Below are 23,483 nucleotides of genomic sequence, written 5' to 3' on the forward strand. Positions count from 1 at the left end.
GAAACTGGCACGTTGGGGTCAAAAGAGGCTTAACTGGCCTTCGGTGGGATTTCGGCGCGATCCTTCGTGCTCCAGAAGCCATTGCTTGCGCCAGAGGCCGCCCGCGTAGCCCGTGAGGTTGCCGTTGGTCCCGATGATCCGGTGGCAGGGTACGACCACCCACAGCGGATTGCGTCCGTTGGCGGCGGCTACAGCCCGAATGGCCTTTTCGTCGCCCAACTGCCGGGACAGGGCCAGATACGACATGGTTTGGCCGTAGGGAACCTCGCGCAGAGCATCCCAGACCCGTCGCTGAAACTCCGTACCGATCGGATTGATGACAAAGTCGAATGATTGGCGCTCACCGTTGAAATAGGCTGTGAGCTGATCGTAGGCCGCCTGAAGCGGGTCGGGTAAGTTCCTGACCAGCGGCAAATCAGGCAGGGGCTCGTCGAGAACAGAGATCGCCGTGACGCCTGATTTATCGCCGGTTATACGGGCCGTACCGATGGGAGTGGACAGAAAAATGTGCATGACGAAGCCAGTTTAACAGGCTTGCCGACGCTGCCTCGCCAGCCCGTTCTACGAACGGATCAGGCCTGAGCGCCAACTGTTGACTGGCAACCTAAATTACGCAAAATGCTGCTCCAGTACATCTTCGAGCATCGCTTTCGTCAGGGGTTTGTTTCGGTAACCCGTTACTTCGTTGTATTGCCCCGCCCGGTTCACGTCGGCCGGGTTAAGCGATGTAGTCAGCATCATCACTACCACGTTGCTTTTCAGGTTTTCGGGCAGCTGATGGTATTCTTCCAAAAACTCAAACCCATTCATGCCGGGCATATTGATGTCGAGCAGAATCACTTCGGGACGGATGTAGTCGGGCGATGCTGTGTTGTTGAGATAAGCCAGCGCGTCGGGGCCACTTTCGGCCACACGGACGGCATCGCAACGCCCCCAGTCGTTAATGACTAGTTGGTGAATATAATTATCGTCGGGATCGTCGTCGATCAATAAAACGCAGGACAGTTTTTTCTCCATAGGTAGTTGAGCCAATGCTTTGTCAGTTACCGGTTTCGCCTATCCCGATGAGGAGGTAACTAGGCCGGGAGATAACCCCCGGTGCGAGCCGGTTTAGGTGAAACGAACGAAAGGCAAATGTTTCCCAAAAAATGAGTTATCGACCGACAAGATAGTGGGAGGCTCGTGTACTTGACCGCTTTCTTTCTAAAGAGAGCGTCTTTCGAGCGACTGACCGGGAGACCAACTCCTAAGTAGCTCGGAAGACGGTTAACCTTGGTGGTTTTCGTTGCGCTCGCGGATACGCTGCGCTACGTCATCGGCATCGGGGAGATCGAGGCCGGGAGTCTCGGGGAGGGGCGTGGGGCCATTTTGGCCGTCAGGCCCGGCGCCGGTACTGGTTGTGCCGCCCAGCGTGTTGCTATCGGGCAGGTCTTGTTCGGTTTCTTCGGTTGGCTTCATGACGTTGACTACAAGCGGATTAGTTAACGATTAGGACTCAAAAGCCAGCCGATACCGGCGATAAACCGTGTTGAGCGGCAGGCGAAGCCGGCACAACAGCAACAAGCCTTTGGTGAGGTAATCGAGGGGTTCAATTTGCGCTAGTAGTCTACCGAAACGCCGGGCCAGCTCGTATTGTTCAGCGTAAAAACTTTTCCGAATGAACTGCCGAATCCGGCTGGCCAACGCCGCCAGTTCATCCGACGACCGGCACAGGCCCAGCGCTTTCTGGCAAACCCGGTAGGTCGATTCGAGCAGTTGATTGCCCCGTTTGGTCACCTGTGCGCCGAGCGAATTGGGCAGGCGGCGCTTGTAAGTCAGCACTTCGTCGAGGTAGGCGTACCGGTGCGTCCGGGCCGAACGTACCCAGAAATCGAAATCTTCGTAGGCCAGTGACTCGTCATACCCACCCAGGGTCGTCAGCAAATCGCGGCGCATCATCATGGTGGGCGTGTTGATGAAATAGCGGCTCAATACCTCCCGGAACACGTCGCCCGTAGGCACAAATTGCGTGGTATGCCCATCTGGCCCAACGGGAAAATGGAGCCCGGTTTGCCTGCCCTGCTCGTCGATGTAGGCCGCGTTTGAAAACACAACGCCATAGTAATCGGGCAGGGATCGAAACTGCTCGACCTGCTTGGCAACCCGATCGGGCAGAAGCACGTCGTCGGCAGCTAGATCGATAATAAACTGCCCCGTCGACCGGCGCAGCCCCTGATTAAACGCCTGGCACAAGCCCCGATTGCTGGTGTTCTGGATAAAGTGTGCGCGGGGATATTGCTTGCAGAAATTCCGGATAACAGCCCCTGAGCCGTCTGAACTGCCGTTGTCGATGATAATTAACTCCAGATTGGCGTAGGTCTGCGCGGCGACCGATTGCAGGCAGTCGTTGACATAATTGACGTGGTTGTAACAGGTGCAAATGACACTGACCCACGGCATATGCTGATTCAGAAACGTCGCCATCGGGATAGCGACAGCCGGTTCGGAAAGACGTTGAGGCGTCATAGAAAGTAGGGCGCACTGTTGATTACGTATACATAAATCTAGCGGCCTACCGGGTTATATGAAGGTATTTTTGAGCAACCGGAAAATTTTACCCCTTTTTCGGAGGGCTACTCATAATTGGCCCAGTTTTTGGTTATTCAGCTACCCAGGAAGCGGGCAGGATAGCCAGTCCGGTTTCCGGCCTAGCTCCTATTTCACATTTATGGGTTAGGGTTTGCAAACGCCACTTCACGAGTTGGAGGTGGCGTTTGTTGTTTTCTGCGTCACAGAGGGGTTTCGGTCGCCTTCCAGGTCATACAGACAAACGTTGATTTCAAACCCGATAATCAGCAGCAGCGACACCAGGTTGATCCAGATCATCAGGGCGATGAGCGTGCCAATGGAACCGTACACCTTGTTGTATGACCCAAAATTGGAAACGTAATAGGAAAAGCCGAGCGTCGTCAGCACGATCAGCACCGAGGCGGTAACGGAGCCGGGTGTGATAAAGGCCCACTTCATGTGCACGTCGGGGCCATACCGATAGATGATCAGCAATACGCCCACGAACACGGCAAACACCAGCAGGTAGCGGGCGATTTTGAGCACGAAATACACGATCTCGTTGCTGAAAAAACCGTACTGAGCCAGGTATTCGATGATGACCCCGCCCACGACCAGCAGCGTAATGGCCAGAAACAGGGCCAGAGCGAGCGTGATGGTGAGCCCAACAGCCACGAGCCGCTTGCTCAGGAAGGTGCGCTCCTCGTCGATTTCATGCGATGAGTTGAAGGCGTTCATAAGCGCCACCATGCCACTGGTAGCCGAATACAACGCCAGCAGAAAGCCAAACGACAGCACGCCGCTGCGGGGGCGGCTGATGATGTCTTGGATGGTAGCGCCTACGGTGTCGAACGTACCCCCCGGCAGCACTTCCGCGAAGAAATCCATGATCTCCTGCTCATTGATGCTGGGCATGTAGGGGATCAGCGTAAACAGAAAAATAAACGTCGGAAAGACGGCGAGCATCAGGTTGAAGGCCACCGAAGAGGCCCGCTCGGCCGTATCGTTATCCAGGATTTTGTCGACCAGCCGGCACAGGAACTCGTACCAGCTGTTTTTAGAATTCAGGGCGGTGCTGTTTTTCAGCCGGGTGCGGGTTCCTTTCAACGCCGACAGGCTCATCAGCTGCTCAAACAGGTTGGGAGCAGCGCTAGGTCTGTGCCGCTTGATTAATTTCATGCTCGAAAAACGGTTTCAGGTGTTCGAGCAGGCCCGGCGGGGCGGCACACAGGCGCCCGGTATCGGCCCGCTGAAACACCAGGGTGGTCTGTCCAGTATGTAACAATTCGCCGGCCTCATTGCGGATGGCGTACTGAAAAATAATGCGGGCGCGGGGCAATTCGGGGATGGTCACCTCCACCGTCAGCAGGTCGTCGTACCGGGCGGGCTTCAGGTAGCGCGAGGTGTTTTCGTATACCGGCATCAGTACGCCCGTGGCTTCAAGTGCCTTGTAGGCAAACCCCAGACTACGCAGCGCCTCGACCCGGCCGATCTCGTAAAAACGGGCATAGTTGCCGTAATACACGTACCCCATCTGGTCGGTATCGGCATAACGTACCCGAAACGGTGGAACAAGGAACGTGAACATGGGGGAGAGGGGGAAAGGAGAATAGGGAGGAATGGTAGAAAGGAGGAGAGGGAGGAAGGGGGCAGGTAATTCCTTCTCCATCCTCCCTCTCTTCCTTTCTACCATTCCTCCCTATTTCATGATTTTTCGTTGGTTCAGCGCTTGCTGGTAGATGCGGGCGTTGGCCAGGTGCTCGGTCATGTTGCGCGAGAACGTGTGGTAGCCTGAGAAATCAGCTTTGGCGACGAAAAACAGGTAATCGTGCTTTTCGGGATTCAGTACCGCGTCGATGGCGCTGGGCGGCGGCAGGTTAATCGGGCCCGGCGGCAAACCTGCGTAACGGTACGTATTGTAGGGGCTGTCGAAGGCCAGGTGCTTGTTGAGCACACGACGGATGGTAAAATCATTGTTGGCAAAGACAACGGTAGGGTCCGCTTCGAGCTTGATTCCGCGTTCCAGCCGGTTGAGGTACACGCCCGCCACGCGCGGCTGCTCGTCGGACTTGATGGTCTCGGCCCGCACAATCGACGCCAGCGTCTGCACCTGCGTTTGCGACAGCCCCAGGGCGGCGGCTTTGGCTTTCCGGTCGGCCGTCCAGAATTTTTTGTATTCGGTCGCCATCCGATCCATAAACGCGGCTGGTTTCACCGTCCAGAACAGTTCATACGAATTCGGGATGAACAGACAGACGATGGTGGTGGTATCGAACCCGTATTTCTGGCACGAATCGGCATTGTTCAGAATCGGGCGGAGGCCTTCGGGACCAAAGGCAAACCGGCTGCCGACTTTTTCTATCAGGTCATTCTTCAGGCGGATATTGTTGAACGTCAAGGTGATAGGGTCCTGGCTGCCGCTGCGAAGTTTGGCAATGGCGTCGTAGTTGCCCATATCCGGTCTGATGCGGTAATGGCCTGCTTTGACCCGCTCGGGGTATTTCATCAGCTTCGCCACAAACCGAAACGACATTTCGTTGTCGAGCATCTTGTGCGCCTTCAGCGAGTCGATCACCGATTCGTAGATGGCCCCTTTCGGAATATAAAGCGAGAACGACTCGGCCGCGCTGTCTTTGTCGGCGCGGGTGTTCAGGTTCGGCGTTTTGATGAGCTGCCAGGTGTAGAACGAAAACGAAACGAAAAGTACCGTGAAAGCTACGTAAAGACCGATTTTGGTATTTCGGGAAAGCGTCATGATCGATAAGGATGGCTCGGCAGGATGGTCGAATGCCACTACAAAGGTACAGCCTTGCCAGAAACCGTTTATCACTATCTCATGCAACCTTTTACCCAACCGCTGCATCTTGTGCGTAATCAGACTGCTATGAAAACACTACTCACTCTTTTGACCATCAGCCTGGCCACAGCTCCCCTGTTGGCCCAAAGCTGGAAACAGAACCGGCCCGTCGCCAACATCAGCAGCCTGCGCGCGAGTGCGGGCGTCGACGTGTTCCTGCGGCAGGGCAACACCGAATCCCTGACGCTCGACGTGAAAGGGTTCGACGAAGACGAGGTGATTGCCGAGGTGCGCGACGGACAACTCAACCTAAGCCGGCGGCAGCGGAGCGGCATAAACGGGTTCAGCTTCGGCCGGAGTCAATACATCAAAGCCTATGTAACGGTGCGCCAACTGGCCAACATCGAGCTATCATCGGGCTCGGATCTGGAAGGCGAGACCGACCTGCGCGCCGATAACCTGACGGTTAAGGTGAGCAGCGGCGCCGACATGACCCTGCGGGTAAACGCCCAAACCCTGACGATAACGGTCAGCAGCGGGGCCGATGCCAACCTGAGTGGTTCGGTGGGCAAGCTAACGGCTGCCGCCTCGGGTGGGGCCGACCTCAAGGCCGATCAGCTCCGGGCCGACATTTGTTACGCCGAAGCATCGGGTGGGGCCGATGCCCGGGTCTATGGCGCCAAAGAGCTCTACCTGCGCGCCTCGGGTGGCGGCGACGTCACCTACCGGGGGCCGGGCCGCGTGATGGCCCGGAAAGAATCGGGCGGCGGTGATATCAACGAAGACTAACGACACAAACAGGTTATGAAACAACTCCTCATCTACATAAGCGCGCTGGGCACGTTGCTGCTGGCACAGGCCGCCGTTGCCCAGGATGTAAAGAAAACCCGTACCATCTCGGGTATCACCCGGCTGCGGGCCAGCATGGGTATCGAAACCGTAGTGCGGCTGGGCGAAACCGAATCGCTGCACATCGAAGCCCGAAACATTCCCGAAGACAAAATCCTGATCGAGCAGGACGGCGACGAACTGATTCTGAAGCTCGGTCTCGAAGCGTCACTCGACAAAAAAGTGCGCCGTTCCGTGAAAGCTTACCTCACCGTTCGTCAACTGCGGGGCGTTTCGGCGTCGGCGGGGGCCACCGTGAAAGGCGAAAGCACGTTTGAGGCCGACCGGTTCGAGCTGAGCAGCAAGGCCGGGGCCACGGTTGCGCTGGCGCTCAACGTGCGCGATCTGACGGTCAACACCAACAGCGGGGCCACCATCGACCTGTCGGGAACGGCGCGGTCGGTCAGTATTTCGGCGGGGTCGGGTGCCAGCGTCAACGCGGGCGATCTGGTGGCGGACGTGGTTGATGCGGATGCCGGCAGCGGCGCGAGTGTGCGGGTCAACGCCCAGAAAGAACTGTTCGGGAAGGCATCGGTGGGCGGTAGCGTGTCGAACAAAGGGCCGGGTCGGACCGTCAGCAAGCGGACGTCGCTCGGCGGCAGCGTGAACTAGGAAAGGGGCCGCGCCATTAGGAAATCGGTACGGCGCCGTTTCTTTGCTGACTACCGACCGATCGCTGATGACGAATGAACCTAAACTGCGCTGCCTGGCCGTCGACGACGAGCCGTTTGCGCTCGAATTGCTGGCCGACGATATTCAGAAAGTGCCTTTCCTGGACCTGATTGGGCAGGTGAGCAACCCGATCGACGCCTACGACCCCGTCCGGCGCGGGCAGGTTGATCTGCTGTTTCTGGACATTCAGATGCCCACGCTGTCGGGGCTGCAATTCCTGCAAACGCTCAAGCAGCCACCAATGGTGATCCTGACTACCGCCTACGACCAGTATGCGCTCGACGGCTACGCGTTTGATGTGGTCGATTACCTGCTCAAGCCTATTCCGTTCGACCGGTTCCTGAAAGCCGTCACCAAAGCCTACGACCTGTTTCTGCTGCGGCAGGGACGCCTGACCCCGACCGAAGCCCGGCCGGGGTTAGTTGCGCCCGAGCCAGTAGAAGCCGAGCCGCAACGTACCTACTTCTTCGTGTTTTCGGAATACCAGGAAATCCGCATCGAGTACGACGAAGTGCTCTACATCGAAGGGCTGAAAGATTACGTCAAAATCTACACCACCCGGCAGGCCCGGCCTATCCTGAGCCGACTTACGCTTAAAGCCATCGAAGACAAATTACCCGCTGCCTTGTTCAGCCGGATTCATAAGTCGTTCATCGTATCGCTGGGCAAAATCACCTCGTTTCAACGTACCCGGCTGATGGTGGGGAAGCAGGAACTTCCGATCGGAAACAGCTACGTCGATCAGTTCATGCAGCAGTATGGCGCCGGTTGAAAAGCCTCCGTTTGGCTGGCCAGATGCTAAGCAAATGCCCGTAAATGCGAATTTCCCGGCGATTAGTGCCCGCAACATAAGCCCGATGTTCGTAGCTTGACGGCTGCGTTTGTTTGCCCTCACTGTAAGGCAACGAAATATCAATCCCGGTAAACCATTATACTGCATTTTATGCCTTACTATGGCTATTTCAACGGTACTATCCAACCCGTAGAACAGATTGGCGTGGGCGTTACTGATCTGGCCCTGCTGCGTGGATTCGGGTTATTCGACTATTTTCTGACCTACAACGGACGGCCCTTTCAGTGGGACGGGTACTGGGAGCGCTTCGCTAATTCGGCCCGGCGCATGACCCTGCAACTGCCCATCGGGAAAGACGAAGTGTATGCCATTCTGATGGACCTGATCCGCCGCTCAGGGCAGCCCGATGTAGCTTTCCGATTCTTGCTGACCGGCGGTTATGCGCCCGACAGCATCAGCATTGTGCAGCCCAATTTTATCATCCTGACGGAGCCAATCCACAACGTACCCGACGAGCAGTATGAGGAAGGTATCCGGGTGATGGTTGATGATTATGTGCGCGAAATGGCCGAGGTCAAAACCACCGACTACAAGCGGGTGATCCTGCTGGCCGGTGCCATGCGTAAAGCCAACGCCAGCGATATCCTCTACCAGAAAGACGGGGAAATCAGCGAACTGAGCCGCAGTAACTTTTTCATCGTGAAAGGCAATCAACTCATCACGCCCAATCAGCACATTCTGTACGGCATCACGCGCCGCGTGGTGATCGATCTGGCCCGCCCCGATTTCAGCGTCGATGAGCGCGCCGTGATGCTGACCGATTTACAGGATGCCGACGAGGCCTTTACCACGAGCAGTACCAAACAGGTGTTGCCCATCGTGCAGGTCGATGACCTGATCATTGGTGATGGCAAGCCCGGCCCCATCTCCCGCGAACTGCTCAGTCGATTCAGGGCGCTCACAAAAAAGTGGTAACGCCGCCCAGGCCGCCGGGCTTACCGCTGCGGGGTACTCAATAGTCGCAGCGTAGCCAGGTGCGGGCTCAGGCGGGCATCTTGCCGGATCAGGCTGTTGATGTGGTCGATGTCGGCGGGCGATAACTGCCGTTGCCGACTGATGATGTCGACGCCCTCCGGCGTGAAGAGCGTCTTGGAAAACCAGATGACGGCCCATTGCCCGTTGGGGTCCTGCAACGCCACCCGCCAATGACTACGCAACACGCTTAGCAGGCCTTTGCCCCGCCAGATAAACGCCGCGCTGTCGCGTGGATCAGGGTAATCAAAGCCCGTTATGGTGTGGGAGCGCCCGTTTTTCACGTACCTGACCTCATCGAGCAGAACCGTCGTGCCATTGCGTTTCGTGGTGAGTGAATAGGTAAACGTGGGTTCGGTTTTATCGCCTCTGAGCCACATGGGGAAGTTGGTTCCACAGATGAACCACGTACCGACGAGCGTGTGCAGTAATGTCTTCATAAACGCGTGCAACAATGAAAAGGGCGCCCGGAAGCGCCCAATCGAATAAACTGTGTACCCTGCGTTTTGTGTTGTGCCGACCTAATCTTTGTAGATGAGCACCTCACTGCTGCCGTCGGCCTTGATGTAGCCGCGATACATCCCTTCCGAGTTGAAGGGCATGGCAACATTGCCGTTGCGATCGAGGGCAATTACGCCGCCTTCGCCACCGCGCTGCACCAGTTTGCGCATCACCACTTCGTTGGCAGCGTCGGTCACGCTCAGACCTTTATACTCCATCAGGGCCGAAATGTCGTAACCCACCACCGACCGGATAAAGTATTCGCCGTGGCCCGTAGCCGATACGGCGCAGGTCGCGTTGTTGGCGTATGTACCGGCCCCGATGATGGGGGCATCGCCCACGCGGCCATACCGTTTGTTGGTCATGCCGCCCGTAGAGGTACCCGCCGCCAGGTTCCCAAACCGATCCAGCGCCACGCAGCCGACTGTTCCGTACTTCTTGCCTTCGTCGAAAATGGTCGGGTCGGGTGCCCAACTCGTCTTGATGGGGCGAGCTTTGGGCGTTTTGGCCGGTGCCTGCGTTTTGTCGGGTTTGGGGGCTGGCTCTGAATGATCGAGTTGGACTTTTTCTTCGGCCAGCGCTTTCTGAAGCCCGTTCCAGCGCGCTTCCGTGTAGAAATACTTCGGGTCGACCAGTTCCATGCCCTGCGCTTTGGCGAAGGCTTCGGCCCCACGCCCCATCATCATCACGTGTTCCGAATGCTCCATCACCCGGCGGGCGGTGCTGATGGGGTTGCGGATGACGGTCACCCCGGCAATGGCCCCGGCTTTGAGGTTGCTGCCATCCATAATGCTGGCGTCAAGTTCGTTTTTGCCTTCGTGCGTAAACACCGCGCCTTTGCCCGCATTGAACAGCGGCGAGTCTTCCATCACCCGGATGGTGGCTTCGATGGCGTCGAGGCTGGTGCCGCCCCGTTTCAAAATGGCGTAGCCCGTTTGCAGCGCCTGATTCAGCACGGCTTTGTAGGCTTTCTCCTTCTCCGGGGTCATGTTTTGCCGGGTAATCGTGCCTGCCCCGCCGTGAATGACGAGGGTGATCTTCTGGCTGTAGTCGGCCGGGGGCGTGTCCTGTGCCTGAGCAGGCAAATGCCCTACCAGCAAGGCTATTGCCGCCGCCGACAGATAGGACGGTGGCACGCTCAAACCGAGGGCTGACCGGTTAGGGATCAGGTGGATGAGTTTACCCGTTATTTGTGAAATAAATTCGCCGAAGTAATTCATAATCATAAGGTTATTCGGTTTTTTGATTGATGCAGTGCAGGCAATGGGTACAGTAATGTACGGATGAAACGGCCAAACAAGGCTATGCGTCAACGAGTTTGGCGGGCTGAAGGCAGGCCAGCACAACCAGCACGAGGGTAGCCACCGCCGCAACCGTTCGGATGGTATGCAGTCGGTTCCAGGGTTGTTCGAAAGCCGTTCGGGCGGTCGCCAGTTCCGAGTCGGTAGCCGCCGACAAGGCCACGGTGTCCAACGCCTCATTGAGCGGCACGTTGCCCATCGCCGTTACGCCAAACACAGCGGTTCCGTACAAGATCGTGGCCGCCAGCAGCAGCCAGAACCGGCTAGAAAGGGGCTGAGCATAGTGCAGCCACGTGCTGATCGGTAGCAGAACCAACGTACCCATGAAGCTGACGAAAAAGACCGGGTTTAAAATGGCCCGGTTGATCGACTGCATGGCGGCCAGGTATGGCGCATCGGGCAATCGCCCCAGACCCGGATTCACCGAGCAGGAATAGGCGTAAAAAAGCCCGGCGATCAGGGCGGTGCAGACCGCCGCCGCGGCCAGTATAAGCTGTGATAGCGTGAACATATAGACAGGCACGTTAGGCTACTGGTTTGACGCAACGGATACTCGACAGCCCGACCGATCAGAGCCAGCTCGCCCAGACGCCCTGCGCTTTCAGCACCTGCTCGATCACGTCGCGGATAGCCCCACGCCCGCCGGGTTTGGGTGAAATGTAGTCGCAAACCGCCTGAATCTCGTCGGCGGCGTCGGCGGGGCAGGTGCTCAGCAGGGCCGTGCGGCTCAGAATGGCGTAGTCGGGCAGGTCGTCGCCCATGTAGAGGACTTCGGCCTCGTTGAGGGCATCGCGGTTGAGGTAACCGAGGTAGGCGTTCACTTTCTGGTCGGTGGGGCCGCCCATAAACACGTCTTTGATGCCGAGGAACGCCAGCCGTTTCCGAACCCCGTCCTGATTGCCCGCCGACACCACCGCCACTCGGTAGCCGTTCTGAATGGCCTTCTCGATGGCATACCCGTCGCGGATATTGAAGGTGCGGTACATTTCGCCCGACGCCAGTGCATTGACGCTGCCGTCGGTAAAGACGCCGTCGACATCGAAGATAAAGGTTCTGATCTGTTTGAACCGGTCTGTTAGTGCAGTCATGCCACAAAGAAACAGTTACTTTACAGCATGAGCAATGTCCATTTTCTGGCGCAGGTGTTTAGCCAGCCCACGTTCAGCGCTGCCGAGCAGACGACCATCCTGGCGGCGTTCAGCCGGGTCGAGTTTCGTCGGCATGATTACCTGCTGAACGCCGGCCAAACGGCTGGACATTACTGGTTTCTGGAACAGGGCGTGGTGCGTTCGTTTGTGATCGACGTGGCGGGCAACGACATCAGCACGAACTTTTACACGGCGGGCGACGCCGTCATCGACTGGCCGTCGCTTTTCCTGCGCAAACCCGCCCGCGAAAGCATGCAGGCGCTGACACCCTGCGTGTGCTGGCAGGTCGATTACGTGCATTTTCAGCAGTTGTTTCATTCGATCGAAGCCTTCCGGGAGGCGGGGCGGCGGCGGTTGGTGACCAGCTATTTTGCCTTGCAGCAGCATCGCCTTTCGCTCATTGCCGATCCGGCCAAAGAACGGTACCGGCAGTTGCTGGCCGAGCGACCCCAACTGGTGCAGCACGTACCGCTGAAGCAATTGGCCACGTACCTGGGCATTACGGCCACCTCGCTCAGCCGGATCCGCAACGAATTGGCGCACGAATAAGGGCCACTCGTACTTTCTTACCATAGGGCAAGTGCCGGGCCACGGGCGCGGGCTAGTTTTGGCCCAGCCTGTGCCGTTCATCAGTCCCACAGGCGACGTGTCTGTATGGTCTGGTTATCGGTTCTTTTTGTGGCGATTACGCTGCTTGCCTTTGGGTTCATCTGGCTGGCTACCCGGCGCGACCGGCGCATCGGTTGGCTGTACACCGGCTGGATCGTTATCGTGAGCCTGCTGGCTTACACCGGCTTCTTTCAGGTTACTACGGCTTTTCCGCCCCGGCTGATTTTTGTGCTCATTCCGGCCGCGGCGCTGGTGACGTACCTGTACCGAACGCTGTATGCCCGGAACGTACCCACGGCCTGGCTGCTGGCGATTCACGGCCTGCGGTTGCCAGTCGAATTGGGGCTGCATGGGCTTTATGAGCAGAAGCAAGTACCCGTCTTTATGACGTTCGAGAGCTGGAATTTTGACATCCTCAGCGGGCTGTCGGCGCTGGGGCTGCTGGCGTATACGCTTCTGACAAAGCGCGAGTTGCCGCCGACTCTGGTTCGGGTCTGGAACTGGCTGGGCCTGCTGCTGCTGGCGATTATCGTGCTGACGGCCATCCTCTCGGCACCGTCGCCCATACAGCAACTGGCCTTCGATCAGCCTAACGTCGCCATTCTGTCGTTCCCCTTCACGCTGCTGCCTGCCGTGATCGTACCGACGGTTTTGCTGGCGCATCTGCTCGCGTTGAAACGGCTTAGGGCACTAAAGTGAGGGTGGCAATGGTTCGGAAGAAGAACCCGTTTGCCTTCTATGCCCCAACTACCCGCCGCTTTTCAGCAACAGATGCAGCACCTGCTGGCTGCCGATTACCCCGCTTTCGCCGACGCGCTGGGTACGTTACCGCCGGTCAGCATCCGCCTGAATGGGCGAAAACCAGCTTTTGATACCGCTGGCCTGCTGCCCGTTCCGTGGTGCGCCGATGGTTTTTACCTACCCGAGCGACCCGTTTTTACGCTCGATCCGCTCTTTCAGGCGGGGGCTTACTACGTGCAGGAAGCGTCGTCGATGTTGCTGGCGGAGGCGATCCGGCAAACGGTGGGCGCTCGTAAACCCTACACCGGCCAACCCCATGTGCGGGCGCTCGATCTGTGCGCGGCGCCGGGTGGCAAAACTACGCTGATGGCGTCGGTCCTGCCGCTCGATAGCCTGCTGGTCTGCAACGAGGTGATTCGGAGCCGGGTGCCGATTCTGCGCGAAAACATCGATAAATGGGGGTACGCCAATGTGGTCGTTGCCAACCACGATCCCGACGACTTTGCGCCACTGACCGGCTTTTTCGACCTGGTCATGGTCGATGCGCCCTGTTCAGGGGAAGGCCTGTTTCGGAAAGACCCGCGGGCGGTGGATGAATGGTCGCCCGATCACGTGCAGTTGTGTTCGGCGCGGCAGAAACGCATCCTGTCGGCGGCGGCACCGCTGGTAGCCGAGCGGGGCTGGCTTATCTACAGTACCTGCACCTACAACGACGCCGAAAACCTCGACAATGTGCGGTTCCTGACCCAACAGGGTTTTGAGAACGTACCCCTCGCGCTGCCCGATGACTGGGGCGTGGTAACCCGCACAACCGAGGGGAGCGTGGGCTATCAGTGCTACCCGCATCAGGTACGTGGCGAAGGCTTTTTTATCAGCGTATTCCGCAAGAAACTTGGCGGTGAATCGGCACCGATCAGTAAAGGGCGGGGACTGAAATCGGCCCGGCCGGTGCACCACAAACAGCTGGGTACGTTGCGCACGTACCTGCGTGACCCCGACGCCTTTTCGTACTGGCAGAAGCCCAACGACGAGCTGATTGCCGTACCCGTTGCGCTCGAAAAAGACCTGGTATTGATCGACAGCGCCCTCCGCAACAAAGGGTTCGGCATTGCGATGGGCCAATTTAAAGGCACCGACTTCCTGCCCGACCACGCCTTGGCCCTGAGCACCGAACTCACGCCCGACCTGCCCGGCCTCGATCTGGATCGCGACGATGCCCTGCGCTACTTCAAAAAAGAAAACCTGACCGCCACCAACGTACCCAAAGGCTGGCTATTGGCCCGATACCAGGGCCTGCCGCTGGGCTGGCTCAAAGGCCTCGGCAACCGCGTCAACAACTACCTGCCTAAGGAGTGGCGCATCCGCATGGACATTCCAGAGTTTTGACCCCACGGTACCCCATCCCAACCCCTCCCCTTGGTTTAAGGGAAGGGGCAAACGACTAGCTAGTTATCGCTGCTCAGGGGCTCGTCCGCAGGTAGCAACAATAGTAATCTTTAGCCCTGTCTTTGCTTCTCACAAGAGCTGTTCCGACTGTCTTAGCCCCTCCCTTTTTTTAAGGGGAGGGGTTGGGGTGGAGTACTCAATACGTCCCTTTGTACCGATGGTCGAACCGCTTTTGCCGGACGGGGTGCAGGGGAATCTGAAGGCCTCCCGACTGTTCGAGCCAGTCGAATACCTGATTGCGCAGATTCTTGGCAATCTCCTGATGCTGCGGGCTGCGGATGAGGTTGTTCACTTCCTCCGGGTCGGTTTGCAGGTCGTAGAGCTCGTTCGCATCCCAGACGCCGTGATTAAAAATGTACTTGTAGCGATCCGTCCGCACGCCAAACATGGTGGGTGTCTGCGGGAAATCAGCTTCCCAGTAATATTCGTAGAAGGCCTGCTCGCGCCAGGGGCGGTCGGTGGGTTTGCCCTGTAAAAGCGGCAAAAACGAATTGCCCTGCATCTGAGCAGGTTTGGCCAGGCCGGCGTAGGCGAGCAGGGTAGGGGCAATGTCGACATTCTGCACCACCTGCTCCAGTTTGGTGCCGCCTTTCGTGAGCGCCGGGCAATGCACTAGTAGCGGCACCCGCATCGACTCTTCATACATGTGCCGTTTGTCGATCAGCCCGCGCTCGCCGAAGCTGAAGCCGTTATCGCCCATGTACACGACGAGCGTGTTTTCGAGTTGGCCGTTGTCTGCCAGCCATTTCAACACCCGCCCCACGCTGTCGTCCACGCCCATGAGTGTTTCGCAGTATTGCCGGTAAAAATCGTTGAAACCGATCTGCCCGTGATACATGTAATCGACGCCATGCCAACTGTAGCGTTGCTGCTTCACCCAGTTGGGCATATCGGCCAGATTGGCCTTCATGGCGCCGGTTTCGGGGTTGCGGCGCGTTTGCCCGTTGCCCGCCAGCGCCGGCCAGTTTTTGCTGCTGTCGGTGGCGGTCAGGAACATACTCTGCGGGTAGTTAATGGGCATGTTGCGGTACATACCCCGGTGGCGTTTGGCGGGCTGGAACTCGGCATGAACGGCCTTATGCGAGAGGTACAGGCAAAACGGCTGCGACGACTGCCCCTGGCTTTTGTTGAGCGAATTGAGCCAGTTCAGGGCATAATCGGTGAGCAGGTCGGTGGTGTAGCTGCTGTCGGTGTAGGGCACCTGCTTGCCATTGACGTTGAGCGTAGGGTTGTAATACACGCCCTGCCCCCGGAAGCTCACCCAGTGGTTGAATCCCGGTTGCGGCGCGTCGTCGGCATCGCCCATGTGCCATTTGCCCAGAAACGCCGTTTTGTAGCCGGCCTCCTGCAAATACTGCGGGAAGAACTTAAGTCCCTTCTGAAGGGGCGCAAAATTGTCGACCACCCGGTGTGTATGCGCGTATTGCCCCGACAGAATGCTGGCCCGGCTGGGCGAACACAGCGCCGTACTGACAAACGCATTCCGAACATGAACCCCATCGCGCGCCAGCCGGTCGAGGTTGGGCGTTTTCAGACCCGCCACTTTGCCGGTGAATCCCATAAAATCGTACCGATGATCGTCGGACAGGATGAAGATGATGTTCTTGGGCTTGGTAGCCTTATGCCGGTTGGGCGGCGTGGGTTTGAAAGCCAGTACCAGCCCCAGCAACGACAGGAAACCGAGGGTAACGAAAGGCGTTTTCATCGACTGATCGGGGTAAGAGTTAGTGAGAAAATGGCAACAGAGTTGGTTAGTTGGCGGTGATTGGATCCCCCTTTTCTATTGACGTTTGCGCTGTTGCTGGAAGAACGTCAGCGCTTCCAGATGCACGTCGATGTCGTTGGGATAATCGTGTTTGCCGCCGTTCACTTTCAGCAGTACCACGTCGGGCTTGCCCTTGGCCCGATACGTAAAACGCTCAATGGTTTTGCCGTCGGCCGGGTCGCGGTCAGGTACGTTGTCGTGGGTGGGTTGGCCCTGGTAACGAGCCAGGTTAGCCCAATACGCCAGCGTCTGCTCCGTCGACCGTACCACGCCCATGTTCATGTTCTGGCCCAGAATGACCGGGCCGCCCTTATAAGGGTTAACAGGGTCATCGGTGCCGTTAATGATCATAATCGCCACGGGTTTGCCCGACGGCACACAGTCCAGATTGTCGTCGCCGGGGAGGTTGGCGATAATGGCCGTGACGGCCCGGAACGTACCCGGCATGGTCAGCGCCAGTTTGTAGGCCATGTGCCCACCGCCCGACGTACCCACCGCAAAAACTGCCTTCGGGTCGATCTGGTAGCGTTGCTGAAAATAGGTGACCATGCCGGTAAAAAACGCCTGCTCGTTGACGTCTTCCTTGTTGGCCTGGGCGGGCGACGCTTTTCGGCACTCGTTCCAGTAGCGTTTGTAGCCGTCGGGATACACCACCAGCGTGTTTTCGTCGCCCGCCTGCTGATCCATTTTCGTGGCCGCCCGCATCATGCCGAGCCCGTCGCCCCCCGAACCGTGCATCACGAAAACCAGCGCCGGATTGGCCAGCGGTTTGGTCGGCTTATTGTAGTGGAAAACGCGGTAATTGCCCTCGACCCGAATGGAATCGGTGAGCACCTGCGCATGGGTCGATGCGATGGATACGCCAAGTAGTAACAGCGAAGAGAAGAAACGGAAACACATGAGTAAACCACCGGCCCGGCCAGTGTTCGTAGAGTTAACAATCAGCTTGACTGGGTTTATAAGTAGACCAGACGGGCCTCCTTACTCAGCGTGTAGCGATAATGCAGTAGATTGGCGGCCAATACCCCAACGCAACCCAACCGGCGTCTATGAAGCAACCCCGCCTTTTCTCTATCCTTATCGCCTGCCTGATGGTCGGTGTCGGGTGGTTGGTCACTGGCGCCCAGACGAGCGCCCCGGTTCCTGCGGCCCAAAAACCGAACGTCGTGCTGTTTTTTATGGACGATCTCGGCTACGGCGATCTGTCGTGTACGGGCGCGATGGGTTACCTGACGCCCAACCTGGACCGCATGGCCGCCGAGGGTACCCGATTTACCAATTTTCTGGCGGCACAACCCGTTTGTACGGCGTCGCGGGCGTCGTTGCTGACGGGCTGCTACCCCAACCGGATCGGCATCGCCGGGGCATACGGACCCTCCTCCACCGTCGGACTGAATCCCGATGAAGAGACCCTGGCCGAGCTGCTGAAAGAGCAGGGCTACGCCACCGGCATTTTTGGCAAATGGCACTTGGGCAGCAAACAGGCTTTTTTGCCGCTTCAACACGGGTTTGACGAGTATTTCGGGGTGCCCTACTCGCACGACATGTGGCCCCACCACCCCGATCAGGCGCATGCCAAGTACCCGCCGCTATACCTGATCGAGGGGAACCAGCCAACCAACGAGGTAAAGTATCTGACCGACGCGGGCGAACTTACTGCCGCCATTACCGATCGGGCTGTTTCGTTTATCCGTCAGCACCGGAAGGCCCCGTTTTTTCTGTACATCCCGCATCCGTTGCCCCACGTGCCGCTGGCTGCGTCGCCGCAGTTTCGGGGAAAGAGCAGGCGCGGTCTGTTCGGCGACGTGCTGATGGAACTGGACTGGTCGGTGGGGCAGGTGATGCAGGAACTGAAGGCGCAGGGGCTCGACAAAAACACGCTCGTGCTGTTTATGGGCGACAACGGCCCCTGGCTCAATTACGGCGATCATGCCGGATCGACAGCCGGGTTGCGCGAGGGCAAAGGCACGACCTACGAAGGCGGTAACCGGGTGCCCTGTCTGGTGCGTTGGCCGGGCGTAGTACCGGCGGGCCGGGTGAGCAACAAACTGCTGACGACGATGGACGTGCTGCCTACCGTAGCGAAACTGTGCGGTGCCCGGCAACCCAAACGTCCCATCGATGGCGTCGACTGGACGGCCCTGCTGAAAGGCGATGATACCCAGACTCCCCGCGATCGGTTTTATTATTATTACCGAAAAAATAACCTCGAAGCAGTGCGCAAAGGCGACTGGAAACTCGTGTTTGCCCATCCGGGACGTACCTACGAAGGCTTCCCGCTGGGTCGCAACGGACAGCCGGGACCCAGTACGGAAAATTTCAATTTCCCGACGGCGCTCTATGACCTGGCGCATGACCCAGGCGAGCGCTACGATGTGCAGGCTCAGCACCCCGATATAGTGCAATCGTTACAAAAACTGGCCGATGAAGCCCGGGCCGATCTGGGCGATGAACTGCAACAGCGACAGGGCGCCAACACCCGCCCTGTGGGCCAACAAGCTCCGTAACCCCCAACCTTTCTACAGCTATGAAACGTATACTGCTTATACTCGCCGGATTGCTGGCTGGGCTGGCGCTGGTCTATGCGTTTGGCCCACGTCATCGATTCGATCCCGTCAGGCGCGAAGCCATCAAGCTAGCCAAAACGGCGAATCCTGCCGATCTGGCCAACTTGGAACGGTTGCTAGCCGAATCAGAAGCCAAAGCCGGTCTGAAACCCGATAACGAGGCGCGGATCGTCTGGGCCGATAGTGCGCACCGGCAGAAAACGGCCTACAGCATTGTGTACATCCCCGGTTTTGGCGCGAGCTGGGCCGAGGGCGATCCGGTGCATAAGCAACTAGCCCGCCGGTTTGGTTGTAACCTGTACTTGGCCCGCCCCGCGGAACATGGCCTGCGCTCCCCCGACGCCATGAAGGCCCTGACACCGGCCAGGTACGTTGCCTCGGCGGAGCGGGCACTGGCCATTGGGCAGGCGCTGGGTGATAAGGTGATTCTTATGGGTACGTCGGCGGGCGGCATGTTATCGCTTTGCCTGGCGGCCGAGCATCCCGAACTAGCGGCGGTCGTGCTGTATTCGCCCTGCATCGAGGTGGCCAATCCGGCACTGATGCTAACGACCGGACCCTGGGGCCAACAGATACTGAACACGGTGATGCCTGATGAACACGTTACTATCACCCACTACAAACCCGACCGCGCCCGCTACTGGCTCACCCGCTACCATACCAACGGCCTGCTTACGCTGCAAACCATGCTGGACACCTATATGACGCCCGAGTTGTTTGCGCGGGTGAAGCAGCCGCTGTTTCTGGGTTATTATTACAAGGATGAGGCCAATCAGGACAAAACGGTATCGGTAGCCGCCATGCGCACCATGTTTGATCAGCTGGGTACGTTGCCCGGCCAGAAGGAGCAGGTGGCTTTCCCGAAAGCGGGCGAACACGTCATTGCCTCGCACTTCACCTCGGGCGATTTGCCGGGCGTATATCGGGCTACGGAGCAGTTTCTCCGTGAGAAAGTAAGGCTAAAACCCGCCGAATAGGCTTATTTTTGCGCACTTACATCGTTTTTAGTTTGCGGGTTTAAGTTGTCAACTGATTGATTATTAAGTGGATGACTCGTTTACGTCGTGAACTGCAAACCTCAAACCTCAAACTGCAAACTCTTTTTTGAATGGCTTACGGATTACTGAATGGAAAGCGCGGCATCATTTCGGGTGCCTTAAACGAGCAATCAATCGCCTGGAAAGTGGCGTTGAAGGCTAAAGAAGAAGGCGCATCGTTTGTGCTCACCAACGCACCCATCGCCATGCGCATGGGCGAGATCAATCGGTTGGCCGAGCAATGCAGTGCCGAAATCATCCCCGCCGACGCTACTTCGGTCGAAGACCTCGAGAAGCTCTTTACGCAGTCGCAGGAGGTGCTGGGTGGTAAGATCGACTTCGTGCTGCACAGCATCGGCATGAGCCCTAACATCCGCAAAGGCCGCGCCTACACCGACCTTAATTACGAGTGGTTCAAACAAAGCCTCGACGTGTCGGCTATGTCGCTGCACAAGATGTTGCAGGTTGCCTACAAGCAGGACGCTATCGCCGAGTGGGGTTCAGTAGTAGCCCTCACGTACATGGCGGCGCAGCGGACATTCCCGTTCTACACGGATATGGCCGAGGCCAAGGCGATGCTGGAATCAATCACGCGCAGCTTCGGCTACCACTATGGCAAGTTCCGCAAAGTGCGGGTCAACACCGTGTCGCAGTCGCCCACGGTAACCACGGCCGGCAGCGGCATTGGCGGGTTCGATAAATTCTATGGATTTGCCGACAAAATTGCGCCACTGGGCAACGCCTCGGCCGATCAGTGCGCCGATTACTGCCTCACCCTCTTCTCCGACTTCACCCGCATGGTGACGATGCAGAACCTCTTCCACGACGGTGGCTTCGTCTCAACCGGCGTCTCGCAGGAAGTAATGGAGAGTTTGTAGAGGAGAATGTATGATGTACGATGAATAATGTACAATGGGTTTGATAGCCAGATGAGGTGCTTACTCACTGGCAAGCCCATTGTACATCATTCATTGTGCATTGTACATTCCGTTCACTCACTAACCACCTTCACCCGGCTATTGCCGTCGTTGCCTTTCTCGACCTGGATTTGCACGGAAATCCGCTCCTTGATTTCGTGCCGGTGCGAGATAATACCAATCGTTTTCTGGCTGTCCTGCTGAAGCTTTTCCAGCATCACGATGGCCGTATCCAGCGCGTCGGGGTCGAGCGTGCCGAAGCCCTCGTCGATAAACAGGCTGTCGATCTGCACATTGCGCGACGCCAGATCGGATAACCCCAGCGCCAGTGCCAGACTCAGCGTAAACGTCTCGCCACCCGACAGACTCGTAATCGTACGCTCGGCCTGCCCCTGATACAGATCCACCACAAACAGATCGTCCTGATCGTCGCGCGGCGGCAGGAGCAGGTAGCGGTCGGTGAGGTCGGTGAGGCGCCGATTGGCCAGCCCGATCAACTGCGAGAGCGTGAGGCTTTGGGCAAACTTGCTGAACGAATCGCCCGTGGCGCTGCCGATCAACTTCTTCAATTCACGCCAGGGGATAATGGCCGCTTCTAACTGCCCCAGTTCACTTATTCCCTTCTGATGCGCCTGCAAACTCTTGCGGTTGGCATCCATTTCGCCCCGCGCATGGCCCGATGCCGACAACACCTTTTGTTGTTCGCGGCGGAGCGTGTCCAGTTCGCGGCGTACCTCGGCGAGGGGAAGCTCGGTTTTGCGGTTTTTCTGGGCGTCGGCGAGGCGGCGTTGTTCGTCGGCGGTCCGTTGGTCCAGTTCGATGCGTTCGCGGTCGAGGGCTTCCTGCTGGGTACGTAGTTTCTGCACCGTCGGCGCATCCAGCAGCAGCGCCCGCGCGGTAGCCGCGTCAATCAGATTTCGTTTCTTGAAGAGTGGCTTCAGAGCCGTCAGGATGCGGCGCTCATCGGCCAGAGCCGCCTGTTCGTCGGCTTCGGCTTTCTGGAGCAATTCGGTTTGCGTACCAATGCGGCCCTGCAAATCGGCGGTGGTGCGCAGCAGGGTATTGGCCCGTTGCGCCCAATCGTCGCCCGCATATAGCTCGTTTCGCTCGATCAATAACTCATCCAACTTGCGCTGACTCCGTTGAAGATCGGTCAACTGCGTCATTAGCGTCGTGAGCAGGCGGTGTTGTTCCCAGGCGTTGCGTAGCGTGTGGAGCCGCGTTTGCGTCTGAGCGAGTTCGTGCTGTTCAGCCCGCATCAGCGCCGGCCCCATGTCGGCATCGATCTGGTTGGCCAAACGAAGGCCATCGATGTAATCACGCTTTTCACGGTAAAGGCTGCGTAATTCGGCCTGGGTACGTTCCGCCTCCTGCACTTTTGCCGTCAGGCTAAGCTGGGTGTCGGCGAGCGTTCGGGCGGCGGTTTGGGCCTGCTTCTGCTCGTCTTTGGCCAGCAGTAGGGCTGCGGCCACCGTCCCCAACTGGTTGACATAATGGGTCGCATACGGGTGCTCCCGCGACCCACATAGCGGGCAGGGCTCGTCGGCAATCAGCGCGTCACGCAACTGGTTCAGGTCGGCTTCCTGGCTGAGTCGTCGTTGGTCGGCTTCGATCCGTTGCACGGCCTCCTGCGCAGTCCGTTCGCGCTCCATCGCCGCGAGTAAAAGCGGTTCGTTCTCGGCTAGTTGCTGTCTGAACTTTGTAATCGGCTCGGCTAGTTGCTGCCCTTCCAGAATCCGCTTCTGCTGCTCCTCTTCCAGCAGCGCCAGTTCGCCCAGCACCTGCTGCCGAACCGTGAGCTGATCGAGGCGTTGGTCGAGGGTGGCGGGCGTTACGTCTGGGTACGTATCCTGCAACAGGTCGAGTTGCTGCGTTACCGTCCGCTGTTGCGCCACCAGCGTTTCCACCGCCTCGTCGACCTGATTGGGCGAGAATGCCGGTACACTAAAATGCGCCGGGGCGTTGGCCAGTTGCTGCCGGATGGCCTGCGTCAGCGGCGCGGCCACATTTTGCTCGGCCACAATCCGATCCTGCATCGCCTTCAGTCGGTCACGGAAGGCTTCGATGGCGGGCCCGACGGTCGTTTCGGTCAGTTTGGCTGCGCCGGTAAACTGGGTTGCATCGGCTAGCAACGCGTCGAACTGATCGGTTAGCCGGTTCAGTTCGGTCGTGATGTCGGCCTGATCCTGCCGGGCTTTGCGCAGGGTGCGTTCGCTGCCCGCCAGTTCGGTCAGTAGTCCGGCAAGGGGCGTCACCTCGTCATGCTGCCGGAGGCGTTCACGATCATCGGCAAAGGCGGCTTGTTTGTCGGTCAGTTTTTCCTGGGTACGTGCTGCTTTAGCCAGTTCGTTTTCGGCCTGTTCGGCGGCTTCGGCCCACTTTTTTTCGGCATCAAACGTTTTTATGGCCTTGGCCAACTCGTCGAGGCGTTCGTCGGCCTGCGTAATCTGCTCGGTCAGTTCGGCCAGCCGTTCGTCGCTCAGCATCCGGATGCCCGCAATCGACTGCTTTTTGTGGCTGATCTGTTCTTCCAGGAATTTATGATGCTCAAACGCCTTCCGACTGAGTTGCCGGTAGATTTCGGTGCCGGTAATTTTCTCCAGCATCTTACTCCGTTCGGCGGCTTTGGCTTTCAAAAACTGGTCGAAAGCCCCCTGCGCCAGCACAATCGACTTCACGAACTGCTCGTAGGAGAGGCCAATCAGTTCTTCGTTTTTCTTCG

The 23,483-nt window shown here is 58.0% G+C and carries 24 protein-coding genes (1 of these 24 running past the window's edge); 10 read left to right on the top strand and 14 right to left on the bottom strand.

Features of this window, described 5'->3' with window-relative positions; translation table 11 throughout:
- Positions 1–18: 18 nt before the first annotated feature.
- The 7 genes from FAES_RS08125 to mltG all read right to left on the bottom strand — a co-directional run bounded on the left by FAES_RS08125 (position 19) and on the right by mltG (position 5,302).
- Positions 19–513, bottom strand: a complete 495-nt coding sequence (locus FAES_RS08125; RefSeq protein ID WP_015330726.1) for a methylated-DNA--[protein]-cysteine S-methyltransferase — start codon at positions 511–513, stop codon at positions 19–21.
- Between the two features lie 96 nt (positions 514–609).
- On the bottom strand, positions 610–1,017 hold the full coding sequence (locus FAES_RS08130; RefSeq protein WP_015330727.1) for a response regulator: 408 nt from the start codon (positions 1,015–1,017) through the stop codon (positions 610–612).
- Between the two features lie 249 nt (positions 1,018–1,266).
- Positions 1,267–1,458, bottom strand: a complete 192-nt coding sequence (locus FAES_RS08135; RefSeq protein ID WP_015330728.1) for a hypothetical protein — start codon at positions 1,456–1,458, stop codon at positions 1,267–1,269.
- Between the two features lie 30 nt (positions 1,459–1,488).
- A complete protein-coding gene (locus FAES_RS08140; RefSeq protein WP_015330729.1) occupies positions 1,489–2,505 on the bottom strand; it encodes a glycosyltransferase in 1,017 nt (338 codons plus the stop codon).
- 228 nt (positions 2,506–2,733) lie between these two features.
- On the bottom strand, positions 2,734–3,726 hold the full coding sequence (locus tag FAES_RS08145; protein WP_015330730.1) for a YihY/virulence factor BrkB family protein: 993 nt from the start codon (positions 3,724–3,726) through the stop codon (positions 2,734–2,736).
- Entirely contained in the window at positions 3,698–4,135 is a 438-nt protein-coding gene (locus FAES_RS08150) for an acyl-CoA thioesterase (protein ID WP_041257662.1), read from the bottom strand. Before FAES_RS08150 ends, FAES_RS08145 begins: the two co-directional genes overlap by 29 nt.
- Positions 4,136–4,246: 111 nt before the next feature.
- The gene (gene mltG, locus FAES_RS08155; protein WP_041257663.1) at positions 4,247–5,302 is read right to left on the bottom strand and encodes an endolytic transglycosylase MltG; all 1,056 of its coding nucleotides are present in this window, start codon (positions 5,300–5,302) and stop codon (positions 4,247–4,249) included.
- Positions 5,303–5,431: 129 nt separating this feature from the next.
- Between mltG and FAES_RS08160 the strand changes: the two genes are divergently transcribed.
- From FAES_RS08160 to FAES_RS08175, 4 genes are all read left to right on the top strand, one after another.
- Positions 5,432–6,133 (top strand): head GIN domain-containing protein, encoded by a 702-nt coding sequence (locus FAES_RS08160; protein ID WP_041257664.1) that lies wholly within the window; start codon positions 5,432–5,434, stop codon positions 6,131–6,133.
- Positions 6,134–6,148: 15 nt separating this feature from the next.
- Positions 6,149–6,844 carry a GIN domain-containing protein gene (locus tag FAES_RS08165; protein ID WP_015330734.1) on the top strand — a complete coding sequence of 232 codons (696 nt, stop codon included), beginning with the start codon at positions 6,149–6,151 and terminating at the stop codon, positions 6,842–6,844.
- A 67-nt stretch (positions 6,845–6,911) separates the two neighbouring features.
- Positions 6,912–7,676 carry a LytR/AlgR family response regulator transcription factor gene (locus FAES_RS08170; protein WP_015330735.1) on the top strand — a complete coding sequence of 255 codons (765 nt, stop codon included), beginning with the start codon at positions 6,912–6,914 and terminating at the stop codon, positions 7,674–7,676.
- Between the two features lie 171 nt (positions 7,677–7,847).
- Positions 7,848–8,672: an aminotransferase class IV gene (locus FAES_RS08175; protein ID WP_015330736.1), complete on the top strand. Its 825-nt coding sequence runs from the start codon at positions 7,848–7,850 to the stop codon at positions 8,670–8,672.
- Between the two features lie 20 nt (positions 8,673–8,692).
- Here the strand turns inward: FAES_RS08175 and FAES_RS08180 are convergent, their stop codons facing one another.
- The 4 genes from FAES_RS08180 to FAES_RS08195 form a co-directional block, all read right to left on the bottom strand.
- Positions 8,693–9,169 carry a lipocalin/fatty acid-binding family protein gene (locus FAES_RS08180; RefSeq protein ID WP_015330737.1) on the bottom strand — a complete coding sequence of 159 codons (477 nt, stop codon included), beginning with the start codon at positions 9,167–9,169 and terminating at the stop codon, positions 8,693–8,695.
- Positions 9,170–9,250: 81 nt separating this feature from the next.
- Complete coding sequence (locus tag FAES_RS08185; RefSeq protein ID WP_229364446.1) at positions 9,251–10,456, bottom strand: isoaspartyl peptidase/L-asparaginase family protein; 1,206 nt, start codon at positions 10,454–10,456, stop codon at positions 9,251–9,253.
- 76 nt (positions 10,457–10,532) lie between these two features.
- Positions 10,533–11,042: an anthrone oxygenase family protein gene (locus FAES_RS08190; RefSeq protein ID WP_041257665.1), complete on the bottom strand. Its 510-nt coding sequence runs from the start codon at positions 11,040–11,042 to the stop codon at positions 10,533–10,535.
- A 58-nt stretch (positions 11,043–11,100) separates the two neighbouring features.
- Positions 11,101–11,619, bottom strand: coding sequence for a KdsC family phosphatase (locus FAES_RS08195; protein WP_015330739.1), 519 nt, complete (start codon positions 11,617–11,619; stop codon positions 11,101–11,103).
- A gap of 27 nt (positions 11,620–11,646) precedes the next feature.
- On the opposite strand from FAES_RS08195, the gene FAES_RS08200 reads away from it, so the two are divergent.
- From FAES_RS08200 to FAES_RS08210, 3 genes are all read left to right on the top strand, one after another.
- Complete coding sequence (locus tag FAES_RS08200) at positions 11,647–12,228, top strand: Crp/Fnr family transcriptional regulator (RefSeq protein WP_015330740.1); 582 nt, start codon at positions 11,647–11,649, stop codon at positions 12,226–12,228.
- Positions 12,229–12,333: 105 nt separating this feature from the next.
- Entirely contained in the window at positions 12,334–12,987 is a 654-nt protein-coding gene (locus FAES_RS08205; protein WP_015330741.1) for a DUF8737 domain-containing protein, read from the top strand.
- Between the two features lie 39 nt (positions 12,988–13,026).
- Entirely contained in the window at positions 13,027–14,415 is a 1,389-nt protein-coding gene (locus tag FAES_RS08210) for a methyltransferase RsmF C-terminal domain-like protein (RefSeq protein WP_015330742.1), read from the top strand.
- Between the two features lie 196 nt (positions 14,416–14,611).
- On the opposite strand, the gene FAES_RS08215 is transcribed toward FAES_RS08210, so the two are convergent.
- Both FAES_RS08215 and FAES_RS08220 read right to left on the bottom strand, forming a co-directional pair.
- Positions 14,612–16,180, bottom strand: coding sequence for a sulfatase family protein (locus FAES_RS08215; protein WP_015330743.1), 1,569 nt, complete (start codon positions 16,178–16,180; stop codon positions 14,612–14,614).
- 75 nt (positions 16,181–16,255) lie between these two features.
- Complete coding sequence (locus FAES_RS08220; protein ID WP_015330744.1) at positions 16,256–17,140, bottom strand: CE1 family esterase; 885 nt, start codon at positions 17,138–17,140, stop codon at positions 16,256–16,258.
- 149 nt (positions 17,141–17,289) lie between these two features.
- Between FAES_RS08220 and FAES_RS08225 the strand changes: the two genes are divergently transcribed.
- From FAES_RS08225 to FAES_RS08235, 3 genes are all read left to right on the top strand, one after another.
- The gene (locus FAES_RS08225) at positions 17,290–18,747 is read left to right on the top strand and encodes a sulfatase family protein (protein ID WP_015330745.1); all 1,458 of its coding nucleotides are present in this window, start codon (positions 17,290–17,292) and stop codon (positions 18,745–18,747) included.
- Positions 18,748–18,767: 20 nt separating this feature from the next.
- Positions 18,768–19,784 (top strand): alpha/beta hydrolase, encoded by a 1,017-nt coding sequence (locus tag FAES_RS08230; protein ID WP_015330746.1) that lies wholly within the window; start codon positions 18,768–18,770, stop codon positions 19,782–19,784.
- 131 nt (positions 19,785–19,915) lie between these two features.
- Positions 19,916–20,722, top strand: coding sequence for an enoyl-ACP reductase FabI (locus FAES_RS08235; protein WP_015330747.1), 807 nt, complete (start codon positions 19,916–19,918; stop codon positions 20,720–20,722).
- Between the two features lie 113 nt (positions 20,723–20,835).
- Here FAES_RS08235 and FAES_RS08240 read toward each other — a convergent pair whose 3' ends face one another.
- Positions 20,836–23,483, bottom strand: the 3' portion of a protein-coding gene (locus tag FAES_RS08240) for an AAA family ATPase (protein WP_015330748.1). It continues 436 nt past the right edge of the window; 2,648 of the gene's 3,084 nt are visible here — the last part of the coding sequence; its start codon lies beyond the right edge, outside the window; its stop codon occupies positions 20,836–20,838.

Source organism: Fibrella aestuarina BUZ 2 (assembly GCF_000331105.1).
GTDB classification, from domain to species: Bacteria; Bacteroidota; Bacteroidia; order Cytophagales; family Spirosomataceae; genus Fibrella; species Fibrella aestuarina.